The 20,659-nt window shown below is 67.8% G+C and carries 20 protein-coding genes; 8 read left to right on the top strand and 12 right to left on the bottom strand.

Going from position 1 to position 20,659, the window contains the following annotated elements:
- Positions 1-30: 30 nt before the first annotated feature.
- The 4 genes from DAT35_RS32625 to DAT35_RS32635 form a co-directional block, all read right to left on the bottom strand.
- Positions 31-501 carry an NUDIX hydrolase gene (locus DAT35_RS32625; RefSeq protein WP_108072417.1) on the bottom strand — a complete coding sequence of 157 codons (471 nt, stop codon included), beginning with the start codon at positions 499-501 and terminating at the stop codon, positions 31-33.
- Positions 498-2,018, bottom strand: a complete 1,521-nt coding sequence (locus tag DAT35_RS32630) for a DUF2380 domain-containing protein (RefSeq protein WP_108072421.1) — start codon at positions 2,016-2,018, stop codon at positions 498-500. Before DAT35_RS32630 ends, DAT35_RS32625 begins: the two co-directional genes overlap by 4 nt.
- Entirely contained in the window at positions 2,015-2,146 is a 132-nt protein-coding gene (locus DAT35_RS61885; RefSeq protein WP_255415226.1) for a hypothetical protein, read from the bottom strand. The genes DAT35_RS32630 and DAT35_RS61885 overlap by 4 nt, the downstream gene beginning before the upstream one ends.
- A gap of 287 nt (positions 2,147-2,433) precedes the next feature.
- Entirely contained in the window at positions 2,434-2,751 is a 318-nt protein-coding gene (locus DAT35_RS32635) for a helix-turn-helix domain-containing protein (protein WP_199243067.1), read from the bottom strand.
- Between the two features lie 134 nt (positions 2,752-2,885).
- Between DAT35_RS32635 and DAT35_RS32640 the strand changes: the two genes are divergently transcribed.
- The 3 genes from DAT35_RS32640 to DAT35_RS32650 all read left to right on the top strand — a co-directional run bounded on the left by DAT35_RS32640 (position 2,886) and on the right by DAT35_RS32650 (position 8,015).
- The gene (locus DAT35_RS32640; protein WP_233261861.1) at positions 2,886-3,377 is read left to right on the top strand and encodes a Dabb family protein; all 492 of its coding nucleotides are present in this window, start codon (positions 2,886-2,888) and stop codon (positions 3,375-3,377) included.
- 538 nt (positions 3,378-3,915) lie between these two features.
- Positions 3,916-7,122 (top strand): serine/threonine-protein kinase, encoded by a 3,207-nt coding sequence (locus DAT35_RS62175; protein ID WP_108072428.1) that lies wholly within the window; start codon positions 3,916-3,918, stop codon positions 7,120-7,122.
- A gap of 44 nt (positions 7,123-7,166) precedes the next feature.
- Positions 7,167-8,015 (top strand): hypothetical protein, encoded by an 849-nt coding sequence (locus DAT35_RS32650; RefSeq protein WP_146209989.1) that lies wholly within the window; start codon positions 7,167-7,169, stop codon positions 8,013-8,015.
- Between the two features lie 38 nt (positions 8,016-8,053).
- On the opposite strand, the gene DAT35_RS32655 is transcribed toward DAT35_RS32650, so the two are convergent.
- From DAT35_RS32655 to DAT35_RS32675, 5 genes are all read right to left on the bottom strand, one after another.
- Positions 8,054-8,473 carry a hypothetical protein gene (locus DAT35_RS32655; RefSeq protein WP_108072434.1) on the bottom strand — a complete coding sequence of 140 codons (420 nt, stop codon included), beginning with the start codon at positions 8,471-8,473 and terminating at the stop codon, positions 8,054-8,056.
- Positions 8,474-8,626: 153 nt separating this feature from the next.
- Entirely contained in the window at positions 8,627-9,055 is a 429-nt protein-coding gene (locus DAT35_RS32660; protein ID WP_108072437.1) for a hypothetical protein, read from the bottom strand.
- A gap of 125 nt (positions 9,056-9,180) precedes the next feature.
- Positions 9,181-10,497, bottom strand: coding sequence for a hypothetical protein (locus tag DAT35_RS32665; protein WP_158501991.1), 1,317 nt, complete (start codon positions 10,495-10,497; stop codon positions 9,181-9,183).
- Between the two features lie 95 nt (positions 10,498-10,592).
- Positions 10,593-12,113: a M4 family metallopeptidase gene (locus tag DAT35_RS32670; protein ID WP_108072442.1), complete on the bottom strand. Its 1,521-nt coding sequence runs from the start codon at positions 12,111-12,113 to the stop codon at positions 10,593-10,595.
- A gap of 218 nt (positions 12,114-12,331) precedes the next feature.
- Complete coding sequence (locus DAT35_RS32675) at positions 12,332-13,099, bottom strand: M15 family metallopeptidase (protein ID WP_233261862.1); 768 nt, start codon at positions 13,097-13,099, stop codon at positions 12,332-12,334.
- An 18-nt stretch (positions 13,100-13,117) separates the two neighbouring features.
- Here DAT35_RS32675 and DAT35_RS32680 point away from each other — a divergent pair, with 18 nt between their 5' ends.
- Complete coding sequence (locus DAT35_RS32680) at positions 13,118-13,972, top strand: YARHG domain-containing protein (RefSeq protein WP_158501992.1); 855 nt, start codon at positions 13,118-13,120, stop codon at positions 13,970-13,972.
- A 69-nt stretch (positions 13,973-14,041) separates the two neighbouring features.
- On the opposite strand, the gene DAT35_RS32685 is transcribed toward DAT35_RS32680, so the two are convergent.
- A complete protein-coding gene (locus tag DAT35_RS32685; protein WP_108072447.1) occupies positions 14,042-14,947 on the bottom strand; it encodes a CapA family protein in 906 nt (301 codons plus the stop codon).
- Positions 14,948-15,018: 71 nt separating this feature from the next.
- Here DAT35_RS32685 and DAT35_RS32690 point away from each other — a divergent pair, with 71 nt between their 5' ends.
- Positions 15,019-15,894, top strand: coding sequence for an MBL fold metallo-hydrolase (locus DAT35_RS32690; protein WP_108072449.1), 876 nt, complete (start codon positions 15,019-15,021; stop codon positions 15,892-15,894).
- Here DAT35_RS32690 and DAT35_RS32695 read toward each other — a convergent pair.
- Together DAT35_RS32695 and DAT35_RS32700 are read right to left on the bottom strand one after the other, a co-directional pair.
- On the bottom strand, positions 15,857-16,075 hold the full coding sequence (locus DAT35_RS32695) for a hypothetical protein (protein WP_108072451.1): 219 nt from the start codon (positions 16,073-16,075) through the stop codon (positions 15,857-15,859). The genes DAT35_RS32690 and DAT35_RS32695 overlap by 38 nt on opposite strands.
- A gap of 93 nt (positions 16,076-16,168) precedes the next feature.
- Entirely contained in the window at positions 16,169-16,441 is a 273-nt protein-coding gene (locus tag DAT35_RS32700) for a hypothetical protein (protein WP_233261863.1), read from the bottom strand.
- A gap of 122 nt (positions 16,442-16,563) precedes the next feature.
- On the opposite strand from DAT35_RS32700, the gene DAT35_RS60110 reads away from it, so the two are divergent.
- The 3 genes from DAT35_RS60110 to DAT35_RS32715 all read left to right on the top strand — a co-directional run bounded on the left by DAT35_RS60110 (position 16,564) and on the right by DAT35_RS32715 (position 20,549).
- Positions 16,564-16,701, top strand: a complete 138-nt coding sequence (locus tag DAT35_RS60110) for a hypothetical protein (protein WP_199243068.1) — start codon at positions 16,564-16,566, stop codon at positions 16,699-16,701.
- A 101-nt stretch (positions 16,702-16,802) separates the two neighbouring features.
- Entirely contained in the window at positions 16,803-18,785 is a 1,983-nt protein-coding gene (locus DAT35_RS32710) for a molecular chaperone DnaJ (protein ID WP_108072455.1), read from the top strand.
- A 129-nt stretch (positions 18,786-18,914) separates the two neighbouring features.
- The gene (locus DAT35_RS32715; RefSeq protein WP_108072457.1) at positions 18,915-20,549 is read left to right on the top strand and encodes an LVIVD repeat-containing protein; all 1,635 of its coding nucleotides are present in this window, start codon (positions 18,915-18,917) and stop codon (positions 20,547-20,549) included.
- Positions 20,550-20,659: the final 110 nt, after the last annotated feature.

Raw genomic sequence — 20,659 nt, forward strand, 5'->3', positions numbered from 1 at the left:
TACGAGTCGCGAGACATCCCGCCTGAAGATTCAGACGTCCTCGTCAGGCAGGAGCGTGAGCAGCAACTCGTCGTCCGGCCCGAGGGGACGCCAGCCGGGCGGCGGCGGCGTGGCGAGGAGCGCATCGCCGACCTTCTTTACGCGCTCCTCATGAGTTTCTGGCGTGTAGGTACTCCAACGAGCGAGCGCCACGGCAACCTTGAGACGGTTTGCGTCGTCAAGCACGGCCGGCCAGCCGTTCGGAAGACGCTGAGACAGTTCGCGCACGAGTTGCCCGCGCACCAAACGCGTGACCTGGCGGCTTCGCTCAGCCTCGGCAACCAACCCGCTGAACAACTGCACTGCCGCGATGTCATCAGGGCCAAGCTCATCCGCCAGTGCCACCAGCGAAGCGGTGGGGCGCGCCTCGGCGAAGGCGGTGAGCGAATCATAGCCGCGCTCGCGGACCCGCTCATACAGGCGTGCTTTCACGTTGCCCTGCCAAGCACGTCCGTCGCTCATCGCCCTCTCCAGCGAATGAAGTTCATCGGGATTCTGTACTCCTTCATGTACTCCGCGACGATCTCCAGGACCGTGTTTTGCGTCAACATCCGGCCAGCCCTGGTCTCGGCCTCGTACAGCGCCTTCATGATCATCTGGTTCCATTCACCAGGCCATGTGCGGCCCAGCTTCCAGTTGCCACCGCCGTGGATGGCCTCGTGGTGCGCCTGCTCCAGCTTGACGCAGAACTCGTCAATGTCCATCTCGCCGGTGAAGCCGCGCTTCTCGAACCACTCGCGGAACTCTTTCGGCATGACGTGGTGCCGCGGTGGCTCGGCCATGCCAGCCCCCGTTTTGCCCGTCTCGTGCATGGCACCTACCTCTGGCCCATCGCCGAGCGCTTCGCGCACACCCCTGGGCAGCTCGCCGTGCGCCTGCGCCAGCATCACCTGGCCCGCCTGAATCCGCACGGCGGCGCTGACGACGGGAAGGGAAAGAACGCCCGCGCGCACCAACTGGCGCACCATCTCCACCCACTCGGCGGACACGACAATCCGCGTGCCCATCATCACGCCGTCGCTCCCTACCACCAGGCCGATGCCGACCAGGGTGGGAGCGGACGGTGGCACCGAGGGCAACGAGAACCGCATTGTCGAGAGCATGGTGACAGTCTCGATGGCCTCCTTGAGCACCAACACCTTCTGGAGGTCCTCCGCCGCCACGCGCATTCTCTCCACGGTGGCCGCGAATTCCTCCGTGAGGTGGCCTATCAGCGGGGGCACGTCTTGCGCCGCGGCCTCCACCTGCTCGTGCTCCCGGGAGGAGAGCGCCCCCATTGCGGGCTCGAGCATCTTCTGCCTGCGCTTCATGTCCGCGAAGAGCGTCTCCCCGGGGTAGAGGTGCTGTCTGAGCGCGACGTCGGCGAGGTTGAGGAAGTCGAGCCAGACGGCGAGCAGGAGCGAGCCCACCATGGCGGCTTCCAGCCGTGGGCCGGCGAGGCGCAGCAGGGCGAGCTGCATGTCCGAGTCCTCCACCTCCGAAGCGGCGTTGACCAGCCGGGTGGCGGCGGCGAGCTGGGCGTCAATCCACCGCAGTTGCTCAGTGCCGTAGTCGGCATAGCGGAGGAAGACACCGTTTCCGTCGGCAATGCCCCGGCCACTGGCCTTAAGCCGGGCGAGTTCGCCGGAGATACGACGGGTGGAGCCGGACACTTCGCGAATGGCTCCACGAAACGCCAACTGGGCCGAGAGGGCGCTCTGCCGCGCCTCCCTTTCCGCGCTGTCCGGGCCCGCCGCCGTCACCTCCGCACGGGAGGCCCGACGACGGCGCAACCGCTCCGGTGTCTCGGCATCAGGCGTTGAGACGAGGAGGAGCGGAGACTCGACACCCGGCCCCTGGGCCGATGCAGGCCCTGTGGCCTCGCGCGGTGTGTAGCGCAGGCTCGTCCCCCTGCCGGACGGAGGCGTCAGTGACGCGCAGCCGGTGGACAGCAGGGCCAGGGTGAGCACCAGGCCCACCCACCGGGCCCTCGATGTCACAGAGGGAGTCTGCCCTCCGGCCCTCTGACCCAGGCATGCACCACGGACAGCACCAGCGTGTAGTGCCCGAGCCCCCTGGGCTGGTCGACGAGTACGTGCTGCACGTCCCGTGCGGCTTCCGCGCTCATCAGCCACCAGCAGTGGCTCCATGCCCCCAACGGGCGGGTTGCCGGGCTTTTTCGACTGCGAGAGCGGCAGGGTGGACGTCATCTCAGCGCCTCCGGTGGTGACATCGACTCTACCGGGCGCTTCCGACAAATCCGAACAAGCCGCGTCAGGTGTCAAATGATTTGCCAGACACCTCGCCGCCTCCGAGTCGTCTGCCCCAGCCTGGGAGACGGTCCACGACCCCAGAGGGGACCGTCTGTGAAACGGCACCACGGTGCCTGGCGTGTGAGGCGCGACAACAGCTCGCTCAGTCTCGCAGCACCGATTCCAGGCTCACTGGAGCCATCGCGGTCATTCGCGTCAGCTTCGTTCCGACGCGGACGATGGCTTCGATCACCGGAATGAGCTCTCGTCCGAGCTCTGTCAGCGCGTATTCGACGGACGGCGGAGACGTCGGAAGCACGCTGCGGGTGATGACCCCCTCGGCCTCCAGCGCCCGCAGCCGCGCGCTGAGCACCTTGGCCGAGATCCGCGGGATGTCGGCGCGGAGCTCGCTGAAGCGACGTGGCTCGGCGCTCAAACACCAGACCAGACTCGGCGTCCACGCACCTCCGAGCAGCTTCATGCATTCGGTCAGAGGGCAGATCGGAGAAAGTGGAGGAACCTTGTTCTTGCGTCGTCGAAGCGCCATGTCTCTCTCTCGAATGGGTTACCAGCTGGATACCACATTCGTCAGTGACCACGGGTGATGGGGTTTACTTGAACAACAATCACGTTACCTTCTCTAAGAGCGACATCGAGCGCGCGGTGAGGACCCGCGAGGCCGATGCGCCTCACACGGAGGTTTCGATGATCATCAACCTGTTGCGTTTCAGCTTCAAAGAGGGAGTAACGGAGGCCGAGAAACGGCGCGCGCTGGCCGCCATTTCCCGTACGGCCGCAGTGGACTCGGTCTCCTTCTCCGTCATCGGACAGGATCTCGGTGACCCGACGGAGGGCTATACCCATTCCTACTGCGTCGGGATTCCGGATCTGGCGGCGTTGGATCGCTACCTGTCTGAACCCGTCCATCGAGAAGGCGATTTCGTGTTCGCGCCCGTCGTCGCAAAGCTCACCCGGGTCGCGCTGTCGGACGACACGGACCCGGCCCTGAGTGAGAAACTCATGGCGATTCACGCTCGAAAGATGGCGGCCGACCCCGAATGGGCGAACCTCCTCCGTGCGGTCCCCGGCATGCGCATCAACGGCTGAGTGCGTGTATGGCGCAGGGACGCCGACGGCGGGGCTCGCTCACGGGTGCCGTCTCAGGGTTCGCGCTACGGCGCTGAAGGGGCCGCCGACCGCACCGGCCTCATGAGGGATGTCCGGCGCCCTCCCCCACCCCGCGGTGCCTTGGAGGAGCCCCCTCCTCTTCGACGAGGAGGGGAAGGTGTGCGGACCGCGCCGGCTCGCGGACATCGGGGCCCGACTGGCCGCGTGGGCATACATTCCATTGCCGACACGGATGCTTCGAATCCCAACCAGATGTGCAATCCATTCAACAATTGCATCAGCGTTTCTCAGCCCATCGCGCGAGAACCCTATCAAGAATCGAGAGCCACAACTTGTGTGGGTGCTCTCAAGTCATTGGCGCTCAAAGACTCCGGGCCAGGGTGTCGGTTTTGAGTGATGATGATTATGATCGAGCAATTCCCTGACGGATTTCCTCAACCCTGACCGGGTATGGGTGGCCAGGGCCTGCCGCCGGGGGCGCGGCGGTGTTCACGCCCTGTGGTCTCTCGAGGGTCCCATGACGATAGAGGACAACCCGACCGGTGCTCCGTTCGCCGCCACGGTTCTGAGCCAGGCTCCCTCGCCGCTGTCCGCTTCGCTCAGGAGAATCCCTCCCTCATTGGCCGCGCGGTTCAAGGACATCCAGCTCGCCGGTGAAGGCGCCATGGGGACCGTCTACCGGGCCGTGGATCCCCAGCTCGGCCGCGCCGTCGCGGTGAAGCTCTTGAAGGGCGATGCCGCGTCGCTCGGGCGGAGGTTCGTCGCGGAGGCGCGGGCCCAGGCGCGCATCCAGCACGAGCACGTGTGCCGTGTGTACGAAGCCGGACAGGCCGACGGCGAGCCGTACATCGTCATGCAGTTCATCGACGGAGAGCCCCTGTCGCGGCTGCGCGGCCGGCTGACGCTCGAGCAACAGGTGAAGCTGCTCCTGGAGGTCTCCGAGGCCGTGCACGAGGCGCACCGGCTGGGGATGATCCACCGGGACCTCAAGCCGGGAAACATCCTCGTCGAGCACCGCGAGGACGGAACGTGGAAGCCGTACGTCGTGGACTTCGGCCTGGCGCGTCAGGTCGAGGACGACCACGGGCAAACCCAGACAGGAGACATCATCGGGACGCCCGCGTACATGTCCCCTGAACAGGCCATCGGGGACGTGCGGCAGATGGACCGCCGCTCGGACGTCTATTCGCTGGGGGCCACGATGTACGACGTCCTCACGGGGCGGCCTCCCTTCGTCACGGAGCAGTCGTGGAAGCTGCTCTTGATGGTGGTGACCGAGGACGCGCCGCCGCTCCGGAAGCTGCTGCCAGGAGTGCCCAGGGACATCGAGACCATCGTGATGAAGTGCCTGGAGCGAGAGCCGGCGCGCCGGTACGACTCCGCGAAGGCACTCGCGGAGGAGCTGCGGTGCGTCCTCGACGGCGAGCCGATCCAGGCGAAGCAGGCCTCCTGGGCGTACGTCCTCCGGAAGAAGGCGCACAAGAACAAGCTGCTCACGGCGCTCCTGGGTGCACTGGTGCTGGGAGCGCTCGGGCTGGTGGGCGTGTGGACAGCGGCGCAGCGGCACGCGGCGGAGCAGGCTCAGCTGGCGCGAGAGCTGGGTGAGCACTTGAAGGAGATGGAGCTGTTCCTGCGCTCGGCATACGGGCTGCCCCTGCACGACGTGGAGCGGGAGCGGAACGTGGTGCGCGCCAGACTCGGGGAGATCGAGCAGCGGATGGGGGCAGTGGGCAGGGCGGGTGTGGGACCGGGGCACTACGCGCTCGGGCTGGGGCAGCTCGCGCTCGGGGAACCCGAGCAGGCCCGAAGGCACCTGGAGCAGGCGCTCGCCGCGGGGTACTCGTCGGCGGAGCTCGAGTACGCGCTGGGGCGGGCGTTGGGTGAGCTCTTGCGGCGTGCCCTCGAAGACACCCGGCGCATCACCAACGACGAGGAGCGCAAGAAGAAGCTGGCTCAGCTGGACAGGGAGATCCGCGAACCAGCGCTCGTGCACCTGCGGGCCGCGGTGGGGGCGAGAATCGAAGTGCCGGAGTACGTGGAAGGGTTGATCGCGCTGTACGCGGGAAGAAACGAGGAGGCGATCGCGAAGGCGAAGGTGGCATTCGACAAGGCGCCGTGGATGTACGAGCCGAAGAAGCTCGAGGGGGATGCGCTGTACGCGGAAGGCAGCAAGTACAGACATGACGCGGCGTTCGATTACGAGAAGATGAAGGGCTACTTCGACCGGGCGGCGGCGGCGTACCGGGCGGCGGCGGAGATCGGCAGCAGCGATCCGGACGTGCACCGGGCGGAGTGCGAGCTCTGGGAGAAGATGGGGTGGGCCGCCGCCGCGCAGGGCCTGCCACCCGGCCCCTCGTTCGATGCCGCCAGGGAGGCGTGCGACCGCGCGGTGCGTTCGAGCTCGAGGGACGGAAGGGCCGTGGTGCAGCGCGCGCTCGTGCTCCTGGCGCGCGTTCATATCCTGACAGGCAACAGCTCTGAAGTCTCGGAAGACATGATTCCGGTCGTGGACGAGGCGATCAACGCCGCGGAGGACGGCGTACGGGCACGCCCCCGGGACGCCATGGCCCACTATGCAGCCGCCCTGGGCAACCTCCTCCGCACCCGGCTCATGTATGAGTTTGGCCGAGACGCGTCGATGCAGCCGGCGATCACCGGGTACCAGACAGTCCTCTCACTGGAGCCGGACTTCACCTGGGCGGTGAACGAGCTGGGGGACGCGTATTTCGAGGAGGCCCAGAAGGCACTCTCGGACGGACGGGAGGCCGCTCCGCTGTTGGAGAGCGCCATCCAGCAGTACGAGCGGGCCATGGCGCGGGACTCCCAATTCCTGTTGCCCGTGGGTGGCCGGCTGGAGGCGTTGACGCTGCGGATCGAATCCGAGCTCGCCCGGGGACACGACGCGCAAGCGGCGCTCGAGGCCCTGTCCAACGCGGTCTCCCTGTTCGAGCGGACGACCTCCAGCCCCCGGGGCGTCGCCTTCTGGAAGGCGCGCACCCAGCGGCTCCGCGCGCTGCGAGCGTTTGCCCTCGGAGGAGACCCGCGTCCGTCCGTCGAAGCCACGGTCGAGGTGATTCGCGCGGCCGCGGGAGAGTCGCCGAAGGACACCTGGCTGCTCAAGGAATTGGCCATGTGCCACCTGCTCGAAGCCGAGTACGCGCGGCGCGAGGGGTTGGACCCGGCACCGGCCCTGGAGAAGGCGCGGGCAGCGGCGCGGACGGCGGGGGAGCTGAGCGCGCCGCCCAGCCAGTCGCTCCTCCAACTCCTGGCGGACATCGAGCTCGCGGCCATCCGCGCGGCCGCGCGGCGCGAGGCCCTCCGGGAAGAACGCTTCACGGTGGCCTTCGGGTACTTGCGCCCCATGCTCTCTCATCCGGGGAGAAAGCCCGTCATCCACCAGCTCGCCGCGGAGCTCCATGCCGAGCGCGCGGCCTGGCGCGCCAGGCGGGGTCTCAGTCCAGAGGAAGACATCCGCGAGGGCCTCACCCTGGTGGACGAGGCGCTCTCGAAGAATCCCCACAACCCGAGAGCCCTGCTCGCGAAAGGGTACCTCCACCTCCAGCGAGCGCGCACTGCTCGCCCCCCCCAGGCGCGCACCGGAGAAGAGCAGGTCGCCAGGGAAGCTTTCGCGGCGGCGCTCCGGGAGAACCCGGTCCTGGCCCGGGATATTGTCAGCCAGTCCCCAATCCCATCCGACTTCAAGGAAAAGCAGAAAGGCAATTAATCATGTTATCGTTTTGACTGCTCTTGAATCCAGAGGTTCCCACAATGAGCTCGCGCGCACGCCACATGTTGCTCGTTTCCGTCACGGCCCTCCTCGCGGGATGTGGAAGCGTGGAGACAGGCCTCGAGCAGGACCCTTCTCTCGCGACACTCGAACAGAAGGAAGAGGACAGGCGCCCCCCGCCCAACGGTGCGAACGGCACGCGTCCCTCCTGCTTCTGGGCTCAGGGCGCCCAGCAGACCCTCAGGGCCCTGGGAGGCGCCGCGCTCGACCAGGGCAGAGGGTTCCTCAAGAGCATCTCCCTCGGCATGGTCCCCGCGGACTGCCGGGAGGTCCTTCGCTCCGCCGTCGAGTGTGCCCTCACCCGTGAGCAATCCGTGACGGACCCCGTCACGGGCGAGCGCTACACGGGCTGGTGGGGGCTCGCCCCATCATGGCTCGGGGATGCGCTGGACGTCGACGGCCGCCGGTACGTGACCGCGTGCATGGTGCAACGGCTGAACTACTACGGGACGACCGTCCCCATCCTGCTCGAGGGTCCTCACCCGGCGATCTCTCGCAACCCGACCTATGGTCCGCAGTACGCCATCCAGGAGTCGACCGTCTTCGGTGACCTGTTCTCGTCCCCCATCCCCTTGCTCGGAATCCTGCCCGCGTTCTCGGTGTTCGTCTGCTGGGAGAGTCTGCTGCCCCAGTCCTGTGGCCTGCTGGGGCTGCCCCTCCTCGAAAAGCGCATCTGCGATGATGCACCGCTGTGCGGCCTCGTGCCGATCGGTCCATGCGGCCTGATGTGCCAGCAGAATGGTCCGTATTGGCAGTGCAAACCGGACCTGCTCGCCCCCGCGTGGACGCAGACGGTGCGGGTGAAGCTCGAGACGTCCTCCTGTCGTTGAGCACGGCTCGAGCTCACGTCGGACCATCCGGACAGACGTCAGGCCACCACGAACCGGCCCTCGCCCGTCAGCCGCACCTCCGTGTACGTGTCGAGCTGCCGGGTGTCGATGATGAATCCCCCGGTGCGGGTGAGGATGCCCAGGGTGTTGATGTTCACGTGGTCATCCTTGCCCGTGATGCGCGCGTGGGGAATCAGCACGCTGAAGAGCAACGCGCCCGCATCCGCGTTCGGCTCGAGGGTGACGGTGACCAACGTGCCGATCCCCACATCCACCTGGGTAATCTCATCACCGCGTGCGTTCACCTGGTGGCGGCGATCGCGGTACTGCAAGAGCGGCTCTCCGCTGAAGCTGGTCGCCGAGAAACTCACGTGAACATCCCCTCCCCTGAGCTCGAACTGGTTGGGGGTCACGAAGGAAACGGCCGCGCCCTGCTCAATGGGTTGCACCTGGTCCATGGCTCTACCTCACGTGTCTGGGGCGGCACCCCGTGAAGAGCGCCGCACGTTTCCGAGGTAGAGGTCGTTCGCGGGCAGGCGTGATGGGCGGGCACCTGCTCGAGCGTCCTGACCGGAGGTCTGGGGGAGCGCCAACCCCCAGGCGCTCTCCCGTCAGGTCGCCTTGCCCCCGTGCACCTCGCGCAACCGGGCCAGGAGCTCGCGGGCCTGGTCGTTCGTGGAAACGAAGTGGACCTTGGACATCGCACTCGCGTCCGCGCGCCCGGTCAGGTAGGCCGCGAGGAGGAGGCCCCGCGCCACCGCTTTGTGCGCGAGCCGCGCCCCGATATAGATGACGGCCAGGATCCACTCGGGCTCGGTGTTCTCGCTGAAGTAGCGCCGGACCTCCTGGTCGAGGACGGCGGCCTCTCTCAAGTCCGACACCAGGAAGAAGGGCCGTGGCCTGCTCAGCTCCCGATAGAGCTCCACCAGGCGGTGCGCCTCCTCCAGGGAGACCGCCCCACGGAACTCCACCCAGAGGATGTCTGGAGGCTCGAAGCGAAGCGCGTGCGCGCCAAGCGTCCACTCGCGCTGGTTCTCCATGAGGGCTCTCCCGTCAGCGCCAGCCTACCCGTTCACGGGAGCAACCCCCAGGAGGGACTCTCTGAGCCCGGCAGCCAGGGGAGGCGACCCTTCATCCTCCCCTGGTTCGTCACCCCGGGTGGCGCCTACGGAGGAGGCCGCAGGCAGAGGGTGCCGGCGGTCGTATTGAGGTTGCAACCGCCGAAGTACTGATCGGGCGTGGCGGCGTTGAGTCCGCAGTGCGTCCAGTTGCAGGCATTGCCCTCCAGGTCCGTCCCCGCGGGAGTGCAGACGCGCATCGGTTGCCCCGCGAAGCATTGCGAGCCCACCGTGGAGGAGACGTAGCAGCTCGAGGAGCCGCTGCCGTTGTATTTCAGATCCTCGTTCGTCCAGTAGTTGTGCGACGGCGTGGTGGAGCCGTAAGCACCCGTCCAGTCCTCCGAGCCAGCGGCGACCCAGCCCGGCGCGCAGAGGGAATCACGATCGACCCACGCCACGCTCCCCGCGCACCCCACGGTGCTGTTGTTGAGCACCTGCTCGACGCTGCCATCCGCGCACCCCTCGATGGGAACGCAGAGCGCGCCGGCGGTCGTGTTGCCGACGCACCCGCCGAAGTAGTGGTTGGGCGTGGTGTATCCGTAGCCGCAATTCGCCCAGTTGCAAGCGTTGCCCTCGGCGTCGGTTCCGCCCGAGGTGCAGACGCGCATGGGCTGATTGGTGCCGCACGAGTACCCGGAGAGGTCGGCCGTGCAGGCCAACGACGAGCCGTTGTATTTCAGGTCATCGTTGGTCCAGTAGTTGTGGGACGGGGCCGCCGCCCCGTGCAGGTTGACCCACTCGTCCGCGGAGGCGAGCCGGTAGCCGGGAGCGCACAGCGTGGCCCTGTTGTCCCAGGTCACGTGCCCCGCGCACCCGACCATGCCCCGGTTGAAGGCCTGCTCGGCGGAGCCATCGGCGCACCCGTTCGGGACGCAGAGCGTGCCCGCGGTCGTGTTGCCGGCACACCCGCCGAAGTAGGCGTTGGGGGTCGTCGCCCCGATGCCGCAATTGACCCAGTTGCAGTGGTTGCCTTCGGCATCGTTCCCCGACGTGGTGCAGACGCGCATCGGCTGATTGGCCCCGCATGAGTACCCCGCGGTGTATTCCGCGGAGCAGCTCGCCGAGCCTGCGCCGCTGTAGCGCAGGTCATCGTTCGTCCAGTAGTTGTGCGCCGGAGCGATTCCGCCGAAGAGGGAGCGCCACTCGTTCGCGCTGGCCGGGTGGTAGCCGGCGCCGCAGAGCGACGCGCGGTTGTCCCAGGTGGCCGTGCCCGCGCAGCCGACCATTCCGCCCGCGAAGGTCTGGTCCGTGGTGCCATCCGCACAGGGAGCTGCGTACGCCACCGCCGCCGGGCCCATCACGCAACAGAGCACCGCGGCCCGCAGCAAGTGAAGTGATGATGAATTGAATGCATTCGCTGGCATTGAGATATGTCCTCACATGTCCTGCAAATCCAGCCAGGAGCACCGCTCCCAGCAGAAAGGGGATTGAAGCGTCACAGTGATGACGAGGCTTCGGCTCAGTTCACGTTGACCGCGGACCAGGCCGCCGCCACCGTGTTGGACTGGGTGCTGCCCACGCCATAGAGGTCATTGGCCGCGGAGAGGCTGGCGGCGCGGGCTCCGGCGTAATTCGTGGACGAGGTCATGTACACGGTGAGGGCGCGGTACCAGATCTTCTCCGCCGCGAAGCGGCCGATACCCGTGACGACGGAGCCGTTGCACGTGGGGCTGGCCGGCGAGCCGTTGGAGCCCACCGCGAGCAGGTAGAAGAAGTGGTTGGCGATGCCGCTCGAGTAGTGCACGTCCAGCGAGCCCACTCCGGAGTACCAGCAGTTGACGGAAGCGCCGTCCTTGCTCGGGTTGTACATGTAGCGCAGGGCGTCGCCCGACTTGGAGGGCGTGTAGACCTTCTCGCCAATGAGGTAGTCGCCCGGATCGTTCACGGAATTGGCGTAGAACTCCGTCATGGAGCCGAAGATGTCCGAGGTGGCCTCGTTCAGGCCGCCGGATTCGCCGGAGTAGATGAGCCCGGCGGTGCGGGACGTCACACCGTGGGTCATCTCGTGGCCCGCCACGTCGAGCGACACCAGCGGGCTGAAGTAGCTCCCATCGCCATCGCCGTACGTCATGCAGAAGCACGGGTCGTACCAGTAGGCGTTGTTGTAATTGGTCCCGTAGTGGACGCGCGAGTAGCCAGTGTTGCCCGCGTTGTCGATGCCATTGCGGCCGTGGACATTCTTGTAATAGTCATACGTCTTCATCAGGCCGTAATGGGCATCCACACCCGCCGAGGCGCGATCCGAGTTGGTGCCGTTGCCCCAGACGTTGTCCGCGTCGGTGAAGATGGCGTTGGTGCTCGCGTCGATGGTGTAGAAGCCATTGCCGCGGGTGACGTCGCGCATCTCGAAGCCGCTGGCGATGCTGTTGGTGGCGATGGACACCGTGCCCACGTACAGCGAGTTGCCGGTGCCGATGGCGGCGGTCGTCTCGATACGGTCCCACTTGTCCAGCAGCGCGCCCGTCCGGGCGTCCACCAGCAGGTGCAGCTCCTGCGGCACCGAGAGGTCCTCGGAGATGACCTCGTAGGCCAGCGCCGGCGCCCGCTCGTGGGCGAGGATGACGAGCTCCGAGGAGACATTGCCCGTCAGCGACGCCATCTTCCGCGCGGTCTCGATGGCGTCACGCTCGGAGAGGCCCGGGCGGATGTCCATCCGGCTGAGGTCGTACGTCAGGGGAGCGCTCAGCTCCTTCAGGGTGCCGTTCGCGTTGTTGTGCACCACGAAGTCGCCACCGATGACGCGCAGCCCCCGGTGATTGCGATTGAAGCGCACGTGCTCGGCACCATCCGCATCCAGCACCACGCTGGTGGCCCGAGCCTCATCCTGGGGAGTGAGCACCTTTCCCTGGGCATTGCTCAGCGCCCGGCTGACCTGCTGTGGGTATTGCACCACCACCGGGTTCGGTGGTTGGGATTGCTGCGAGCTACTACAGGCGGCGACAGCCACCGTACAGACGCACACCATCCATGAACGGACCATTCAACGCTCCTGGCTTGGGTTCAGGGAGCAGCGGCATACGTCGGCCCTCGGCGGGCCTGCCGCGTGTCGAGCAACAATCATGGTTGTGGGCGTACCGCGGCCCCCTCTGTACACAGTTCAAACTTTTTCACACCGGAAGTGAAGTCTAGAAATGGAAGAACCGACTTCACTGTCAGAAGCTGAATTCTTTATTTCCAGTGGGTTTGAAGCGCCCGGGGCTACCGGCAGGCCGGGTCCAACAGCTCCGGCCGGTACTCGAAATGCATCGTGTCGTAGTGGTACCAGCGCCCACCCCAGATGAAGCCCTCGGCCTCGAAGGCTTCCACAATCGTGTGGGGAATCTGGTTCACCCAGCGCACCGGCTCCTTCGGCTTCGCCCACTCCCAGTAGTGCGAGCGCTTCACGTTCACGTCGATGGACACGCCGTAGGAGTGCGCGCTCTGCCGGTTCGTGTGGGCAATCTTCCTCCACACGAAGGTGCCGCCCAGGTTCTTCAGGTAGGGCGTCAGTGACGGCTCCTGCTTCACCGCCGCGTCGAGCCGCTTCGCCACGCGCTCGAAGGCCGGCGCCGCCTTGCGGTTCACCTTCAGCTTCTGCCCCAGGAAGGAGATGTCCACCACGTCCACCTGGGCCTCGGAGGCACCGTAGGTCGCGTGGAAGAGGGGATCGAAGCGGATGCGCCCCGGGTCCTCGTTCTCGCGCGTCACCGGGGTGATGGGCCCGGGGGTGTATGGAATGGAGAACGAGTCCTCCAGGTCCGGCGACTCCAGCTTCTCCTCGAAGGATTTCGTCTTCCCGTCGTCCCACGGGTACGTGGCTCCCCCCAGCCTGGCGTGCCACACACCGTCCACCTTCACCGGCTCCACCGGGTACCACTTCGACAGGCAAGCCAGCGCACGCGGCGGCGCGTCCGCCTCGGCCCCGGCGCGGCCTCCGAGCGTGAGGAGGAGCAGCAGGGTCCATGGGCTGTTCGGGCGGAGTCGCATTGGCCTATGGTGCCACGCATGCGCGCCCTCGTGCTGACCACCCTCGTCGTGTCCGCCTCCGCCCTCGCGGCGCCGCCCGCGGAGTACGTCCCCGCTCCCGCGAAGGAGATTGCCGGGTACTCGGAGACGGTCTTCCCCTGCAAGGTCTCGCCGTCCGTGGTCTGTAACGGAGAGCCGCACCTCGAATCGAAGTCGCTGCGGGAGCTGTCCCTCCTGCGCAACACCATCTACGCCCGCTATGGCTGGGCCGGCTTCCGCAAGCCCTGGCTGCGCCAGCACTTCCAGAGCCAACCCTGGTACAAGCCAGACCCGAAGTTCTCCTACAAGCGGCTCTCCCAGGTGGACCGTCGCAACGTCGAGCTCATCGCCCAGGTCGAGGCGAGCTTGAGCTACGCCGACCTGGAGCAGAGGAAGGAGACGCTCCTCGCCAGGACGGGTAGGTCCAACCTCGCGGAGCTCGGCGCCGAGGACCGCATCGAGCTGGGGCTCATCAGCCGCGCCATGGGGGACTTCGCCGTCGACGAGGGCCAGCGCGACCAGGTGGCGAGCTCGCTCGAGAGCGTGCTGGCGGTGAAGGAGCTGCGCATGCTCTCGCTGAGAGACTTGCGGCTGCTGCGCAACACCATCTACGCGCGGCGCGGGCGGCCCTTCAAATCCGAGCTGCTCCAGGAGCACTTCAAGCGCATGCCCTGGTACACGCCGGATCCGGCCTACACGGACAAGCGTCTGACCAAGACGGACAAGCGCAACATCGACCTCATCGTCCAGGTGGAGAACGAGTTCGGCGGCGCGCTCCACGACAAGGACTTCATGGTCGAGAACCCCTCGAAGGAGGGCATCGAGGAACCCGTCCCCATCGGGATGCAGGCCTGATAGGGCCTGAGCCGCCCCGGGTGGGCGACACGAAAGACAGACAAACACAGACGCCGCACCGAGCTCCGGTCAGCGGATGAGGAGGTGTCCGCCCTTCACTCTCACCTCGCTGCCGAGGTCCTCGGAGAGGCTCTGGAGGAGTTGCACCACCTCCGGGTCCTCCGTGCGCTGCGGGGGCTCGCGCAGCCCCGCCTGCAGCGGCACCGCCTCCACGTCCACCGCCGCCCCCGCTCCGTCGATGCGGAAGCGCAGCACGTAGGCGTCTCGCTCCTCCGTGCACCCGCACGCGAATGCCACGTTGCCCAGCGAGTACGCGATGATGCCTCGCCCGTGCCGCTCGATTCCCTGCGGCGTGTGCGGACCGTGTCCCAGCACCGCCGTCGCCCCCGCGTCGATCAGCCTCCCCGCCAGCCGGCGCTGGTCCTCCGTGGGCAGCAGCGCCCCCGCCCGACCCCAGTGCAGCGACACCAGCACCGGGCCCGCCTCGCGCGTCTCGCGCACTCGCGACTCCAGCGCGGACTCGTCCTCGGGGGACCAGGACTCGGGCAGCGCTCGCGCGATGAGACGGATGCGCCGGCCCCGGCGCTCCAGCTCCGCGTCCGTGGTTCCGGTGGCGGATTGAATGCCTTGCTCGCGTAACAGCGACACCGTCTCCGCCAGCCCCTGCTCTCCCTGGTCCAGCGCGTGGTTGTTGGCCAGGGAGACCGCGTCCACCCGGCCCTTCAGCCACTTCGCCGCCACCGGGGGCGCGTTGAAGCGCAGCGGGCCCGTGGGTGTGCCGTCCTCCGCCAGCCCGGACTCTCGGCCCGACTTCGTGAGGGGACCCTCGAGGTTCACGAAGCGCACGTCGCCCTGGAGCAACCGCGATAGTGGTGCCACGTGCGACTCGGAGGAGGCAGTGCCCAGGTGCAGATCGCCCGCGGCGGAGACCGTCACGGGCGCGGCGCCCAGACACAACAGCAGGAGCCCAATCATGGGCTCGAGCCTACTGCGCTCCCGGGGGTACTGGTTGACATCGGCACGCGGCGGCCCATGCTCGCGACCCCATGCGCATCCATCATCTGAACGGGACGACGTTCTGTCCGCCGGCCAGCCGTCTGCTGCTGGGCCACGAGGACGCACACCTGGTGTGCCATTGTCTGCTCATCGAGACGCACGCGGGCCTGGTGTTGGTGGACACGGCGATGGGGCTGGAGGACATGCAGGCCGAGTCCCACCGCGCCGTGCGCCGCCAGCTGGGCGCGCTGCGGCCGAGGCTGGACCCGGAGCAGACGATGGCTCGGCAGGTGGAGAAGCTGGGCTACCGGCGCGGCGACGTGCGGCACATCGTGCTGACGCACCTGGACTCGGACCATGCCGGGGGCCTGCCGGACTTCCCTCGAGCGCGGGTACACGTGTACGCGCGAGAGCACGCGGCCGCGTTGGCCAAGCGGAGTCTCATCGAGCGCATGCGCTACGTGGACATCCAGTGGGCGCACGGCCCGGACTGGAAGCTGTACGAGTCAGCTCGGGGCGAGCCGTGGTTCGGCTTCGAGTGCGTGCGTCAGCTGGAGGGTCTGCCGCCGGAGCTCCTCCTGGTCCCCCTGGTGGGGCACACGCGAGGGCACTGCGCGGTGGCGGTGAATCGGGGAGACTCGTGGCTGCTGCACGCGGGCGACGCGTACTTCCACCGAGGCGAGGTGAACGCGGAACCCCCGCACTGCCCGGCGGGGCTGCGCTTCTTCCAGAGCGTCCTGTCGGTGCTGGGACCGGAGCAGCGGCACAACCAGGAGCGGTTGCGCGAGCTGGCGCGGACGCAGGCCGGCAAGGTCCGGGTGTTCTGCGCCCACGACGAGGAGGAGTGGCGGAGCCTCGCGGGGAAGGCGGCCCCGGTGGGCACTCCGGCTACTTCTTCTTCGGAGCCGCGAACCGCTCGAGGCTAGCGGCGAAGCTCTTGCGCTCGGGGTTGAGCGGCGCGTTCAGCTGGCGCTGCTCGCGCACCGAGGGGATGGGGGACTCCTGGGGGCCTTCGAGGGCCTCCTTGTCGAAGCGGTCCTGGCCGCCGCCTACGCGGCGCAGGGGCTGCGAGCCGTAGATGCGGCGGTTGGGGTCTCTCCCTGCCATGGGACTCCTCCGGGGTCGGTGGTGCGCAGAGCATAGGCCGGAGCGGCACTGACGTGCACCTCACCACGCCCATCCCGAGGCGGCGCTGGAGTCCTACTCCGGAAGCACACCCCAGCGCTGGTGGGCCAACTCGAGGGTCCGGGCGTTCTCGGGCACCTGGCGCAGGAAGCGCTCGCGAAGAACGGGGTCCGGGATGTCGCTGGCCCGCTCCCGCACGCATTGGAGGGCTCCGCGCAGGGCGGCCTCCCCCGCGCTGGCGTCTCCTTGCGCGAAGCAGGCCTGCACCAGCGCCAAAGTGGCTGTCGGGCTGTAGCTCGATGACCTCCTGCTCCACCAGGCGCCGCAGGTGCTCCTCCAACAGCTCATTCGAGCCCTGCCGGTCCAGTAATTCCCTCACCCCGCCATACCCCAAGAAATTCGTCCCGGGCCTTTGGGGCCTCCCGTCCAGAGCCAGCACTCCGTCCGCCAACGTCACCGTCAGTCGGGGCATGCCCGGCAGAAAGGTCTTCTCCGAGCACTTCGCCCACTTCGTCGAGCAGCACGGGTCGACGAACATCCAGCTGACTCCCATCAAGGAGTACACCTGGGAGCCACTGGAACCGGGCCCATCACAGCACGTCGGGTGAAAGCTCGGCTCCAGGGCGGGCGGGCATCCTCTTGCGCTCGGGCCATTTACGAGCGATCACCCCGCCATCGGGTACCCTGTATCGGGCCCCTGCCACCTCGCATGTCCTCCTCGTCGACAGCCCCGCTCGCTCCCGAGTCGGCCCTGCTCCGCGTCGCGCCTCCCCCCGAGGAGTCGCCCCTGCGCCGCGCCGAGCTGCGCCTCAAGGAGCTCCTCGCCGAGCTCGAGGCGCTCGACACGGAGATCGACTCGCTCGGCCTGGAGCTCGAGCGCTTCGCCCGCGCCTACGAGGACGCCCTCGCCCCCTCCTTCGAGACCGTGAGCCGCTCCGAGCGTCTCCTGCGCCGGCTCCGCAACCTCCAGGACGCCGCCTCCGCCCTCACCCGCCGCCTCGAACAGCTCGCCCTGCCTCCGGCTGATCCGCAGTCGTCCGAGCACGCCGCTCCGGACTCGACCTCCGCGCGCCGCGCGCAGGCATCCAAAGATGGCACGGAGCCGTCCGCCTTCGCGGACGATGACAAAGTCTCTGACACCTTCGCCGCCGACGATGACGAAGTCTCTGACACCTTCGCCGCCGACGATGACGAAGTCTCTGACACCTCCGAGGAGGACGTCCTCGCCGAGCGCGAGAACGAGGCCGTGGCCCTCAAGCGGCTCCATCGCCGGCTGGCCCGCCTGCTCCACCCGGACCTGGCGCAGTCGGACGAGGAGCGCACACGGCTCGACTCCCTCATGGCCCGCGTCAACGTGGCCTACGAGGCGGGTGATCGCACCACGCTGGAGCTCATCGCCGCCAAGGTGGGCGCTGGCGACACCACCGACTCGCTCACGGACGAGGAGCGCCTAGCGCACCTCGAGCGCCGCATCCGCATCCTCTCCACTGCCGCCCACTCCCTGCGCCAGCAGCGCGAGAGCCTGCGCTCCACCGCCACCGCCCGCCTCCACGAGGAAGCCTCGCGCCGCGCCGCCGAGGGCCGCGACTACCTCGCAGAGACTCGCGCGGAGATGGACGAGGAGCTCCACGGGCTCGCCCAGGACGCTCGTGCCCGCCTGCGCCAGCTCGAGCGCGCCGCGCGCACCCTCACCTCCCTCAGGAACAAGCGCATGTCCACGCTCGCCGAGAACGGCAAGGGCCGCAAGCTCCGCGCCTTCGACCCTGTCCTGGAGAGCCCCCTGGTGCGTCAGGGCGTGCTCCGCCTCGAGCGCCAGCGCGCCACGCCCGCCGCTCGCGAACTCGCCCGCCGCCTCGAGGACACCGTCTCCCAGGAGCCCTGGCAGGTCTCCCTCACCCTCATGGCCTTCTTCGCCGAGGCCGCTGGCCGCCCTCCTCCGGGGCTCGACTCCAGCGAGTCCTGGGCCGAGCGCTATGAGTTGCTGCGCGAGCTCGACATGCCCGAGGCGCCCTCCTTCGACGAGGCCCTCACCCGGCTGCCGCGCCACCTGGAGCTGGGCATGCGCGCGATGAAGAAGGAGGTGCGCTTCGGCCTCCAGCTGCGGGACGCCGAGCTGCTCGCCGCCGTGCCCCTGGCGCTCCAGCGCGCGGACGTGGCCGAGCGGGGCCGCTCCGTGCTCTCCGTCCTCGGCCCCCAGGAGCAGTGCAAGCGCTGCGGCGAGGAGGTGCTCCTCCAGCACCTGCTGCGCACCCGCGGGCTCGACGAGCTCAACGGCATGCTGTGCCCACTGTGCGCCCACGTGCAGAAGAGCTACTGGCTCTACAGCCGCTCCGAGGGCCAGGAAGCCCTGCTACCCCACGCGCTGCGGCTGCACACCGTCGTCGAGCAGGGCGTGCGGCTCGCGGGCACCACCGTGGGCTTCCAGTTCCTCCCCGAGGAGCGCGAGGCCCTCACCGCCGCGCAGCTCCTCCAGCGCTTCGTGGACCTGTACCTCCAGCCCTACGGTGTGGAGTTGGAGCCCGTGCACCTGCGGCTCGTGCAGGGCGGCAAGGCGCTCGAGGCCGAGGCACCCGTGGGCAGGGGCGCCCTCACGTTGAAGCTGGCACCCGAGGCCGCCACCTCCGAGAAGCAGGTCCTCGAGCTGCTGCGCTCGCGCATCGAGCGGCGCTTCCGTCCCGACGCCACCCGGTGACACCGGACTGAAGGCCTCGCGCCTGGATTCAGCACTCGCGGGTTGACAGTTGCTCGATGAAGCCCGCGATTTGCCCCGGGGGACTCCCATCGCGAGCATGCGCGCCCTTTTTCACGGGAGCTGTTCGCCATGAATTGGAAGTACCTCACCCGAGCATCCCTGCTCGGCTGCATCCTCACGCTGCTGGGCTGCCACACCTCGCCAGGGAACTCAGATGGCCCGGATGCCTCGACCGGGACCGATGCTGGAACCGACGCCTCGACTCCCGATACCGATTCGGAGTGGGACGGCGGCTATGTCCCGCTCGAGGAGAACGGCAACTCCTTCGACCCCGGGCGGCTGTCGCCCTGCCGCTTCGCGGCCAGCGGCGGTGGCGGCTGTGACTTCAACACGTTCGACCTCTCGGCGTGCGACCAGGGCTCGCTCGCGAACGCGGGCACCGAGGGCGAATACATGCTGACGCTCCGCGAGCAGGGCCCGGACCCCGACGGCGAGTTCTACTACACCGAGGCCGCCGTCCTGACGCTCAGCGGCGACGGTGGCACCTCGTACCTCAATGGCGTGGCCGCCACCGAGGTGCGCCAGGGGAATGCGCGGCTGTTCTCCACCACCACCCTCAAGCCGGATGGTAGCTCGCTCCGCTACGCGGCCGTCACCTGCGAGGCGCCCCAGGCCCCCGAGTTCACCGGCTGCTACACCAACTGCCGCAACGGCAAGCTCCTCTCGCTCTCCACCTTCAAGTCCGAGCGGATGAAGTGGCGCGCCGGTGAGTCCGAGGCCTCCGGTCTGGAGCTCGTCTCCGAGAGCCATGTGGAGCAGGGCCACCCGGTGGATGTCTATGTCACCAAGGGCTACGCCTACGTGGTGGCCATCGACTCCATGGGGCAGACGGGTGGCCTCACCGTCTTCGACGTGAGCAACAAGGCCGCGCCCGTGAAGGTGAAAACCATCCACATGGAGAACGACAGCTACTGGAACGCCGCGTGGGCCAAGGGGGACGCGCTCTACGTCGCCAGCGCCGACCGGGGCGTGCTCCTCTTCGACATCACCCACCCGGCGGACCCGAAGCTGGTGCGCAACCTGCCCGGTGGCAGCGGCAGGGTCAACAACCACACCCTCTTCATCGAGGGCGACCGCCTCTATGCCACCACCAACAACTCGGTGAGCATCTTCGATGTCTCCACGCCGCTCGCGCCCGTGGAGCTCAACCGCTACGCGCCCGTGAGCGAGTTCCCAAACTCCCCGCACGACATGCTCGCCGTGGGAGACCGGCTCTACGTCAACAACGCCATCGCGGGCTACGTCGTGGCCGACGTGAGCAACCCGAGCGACATCCGCACGCTCGGCCAGTTCGACTACCCCGGGCAGTACAGCCATGCGAACGCGGTGGGTACCTTCGCCGGCCGCACCATCGCCTTCGTCGGTGGCGAGGGCCCGTTCGAGCACCTGCGCGTGCTCGACGTCACCGACCCCGCGAACATCGTGAAGATTGGCGAGTTTCAGCTGCGGCCCACCGTCTCCATCCACAACATGCTGCTGGTGGGCAAGAAGCTCTACATCTCCTGGTATCAGGAAGGCGTCCGCGTGCTGAACGTCGCCAACCCCACGAAGCCCACCCAGGTGGCCTACTACAACACCTGGCGAGAGACCGACCCGCACCGGGGCCAACACCTGGACGGCGCCATCGGCATCCGCATCCCCGGGGATGGCTACATCTACGTGGTGGACACCTCGCGCGGGCTGCTCATCCTGCGCGAGAAGTGAGCAGCGTTCCGCCACGTGAAGCGGGACTGAAGGCTTCGCCTCTGGCTCCACCTCTCATGGGTTGACAGTTGCACAATGGAGCCCCGGTTTGCATTCCGGGGCTCCCTCCG

This window comes from Vitiosangium sp. GDMCC 1.1324 (assembly GCF_003044305.1).
In the GTDB taxonomy this organism is placed as follows: Bacteria; Myxococcota; Myxococcia; order Myxococcales; family Myxococcaceae; genus Archangium.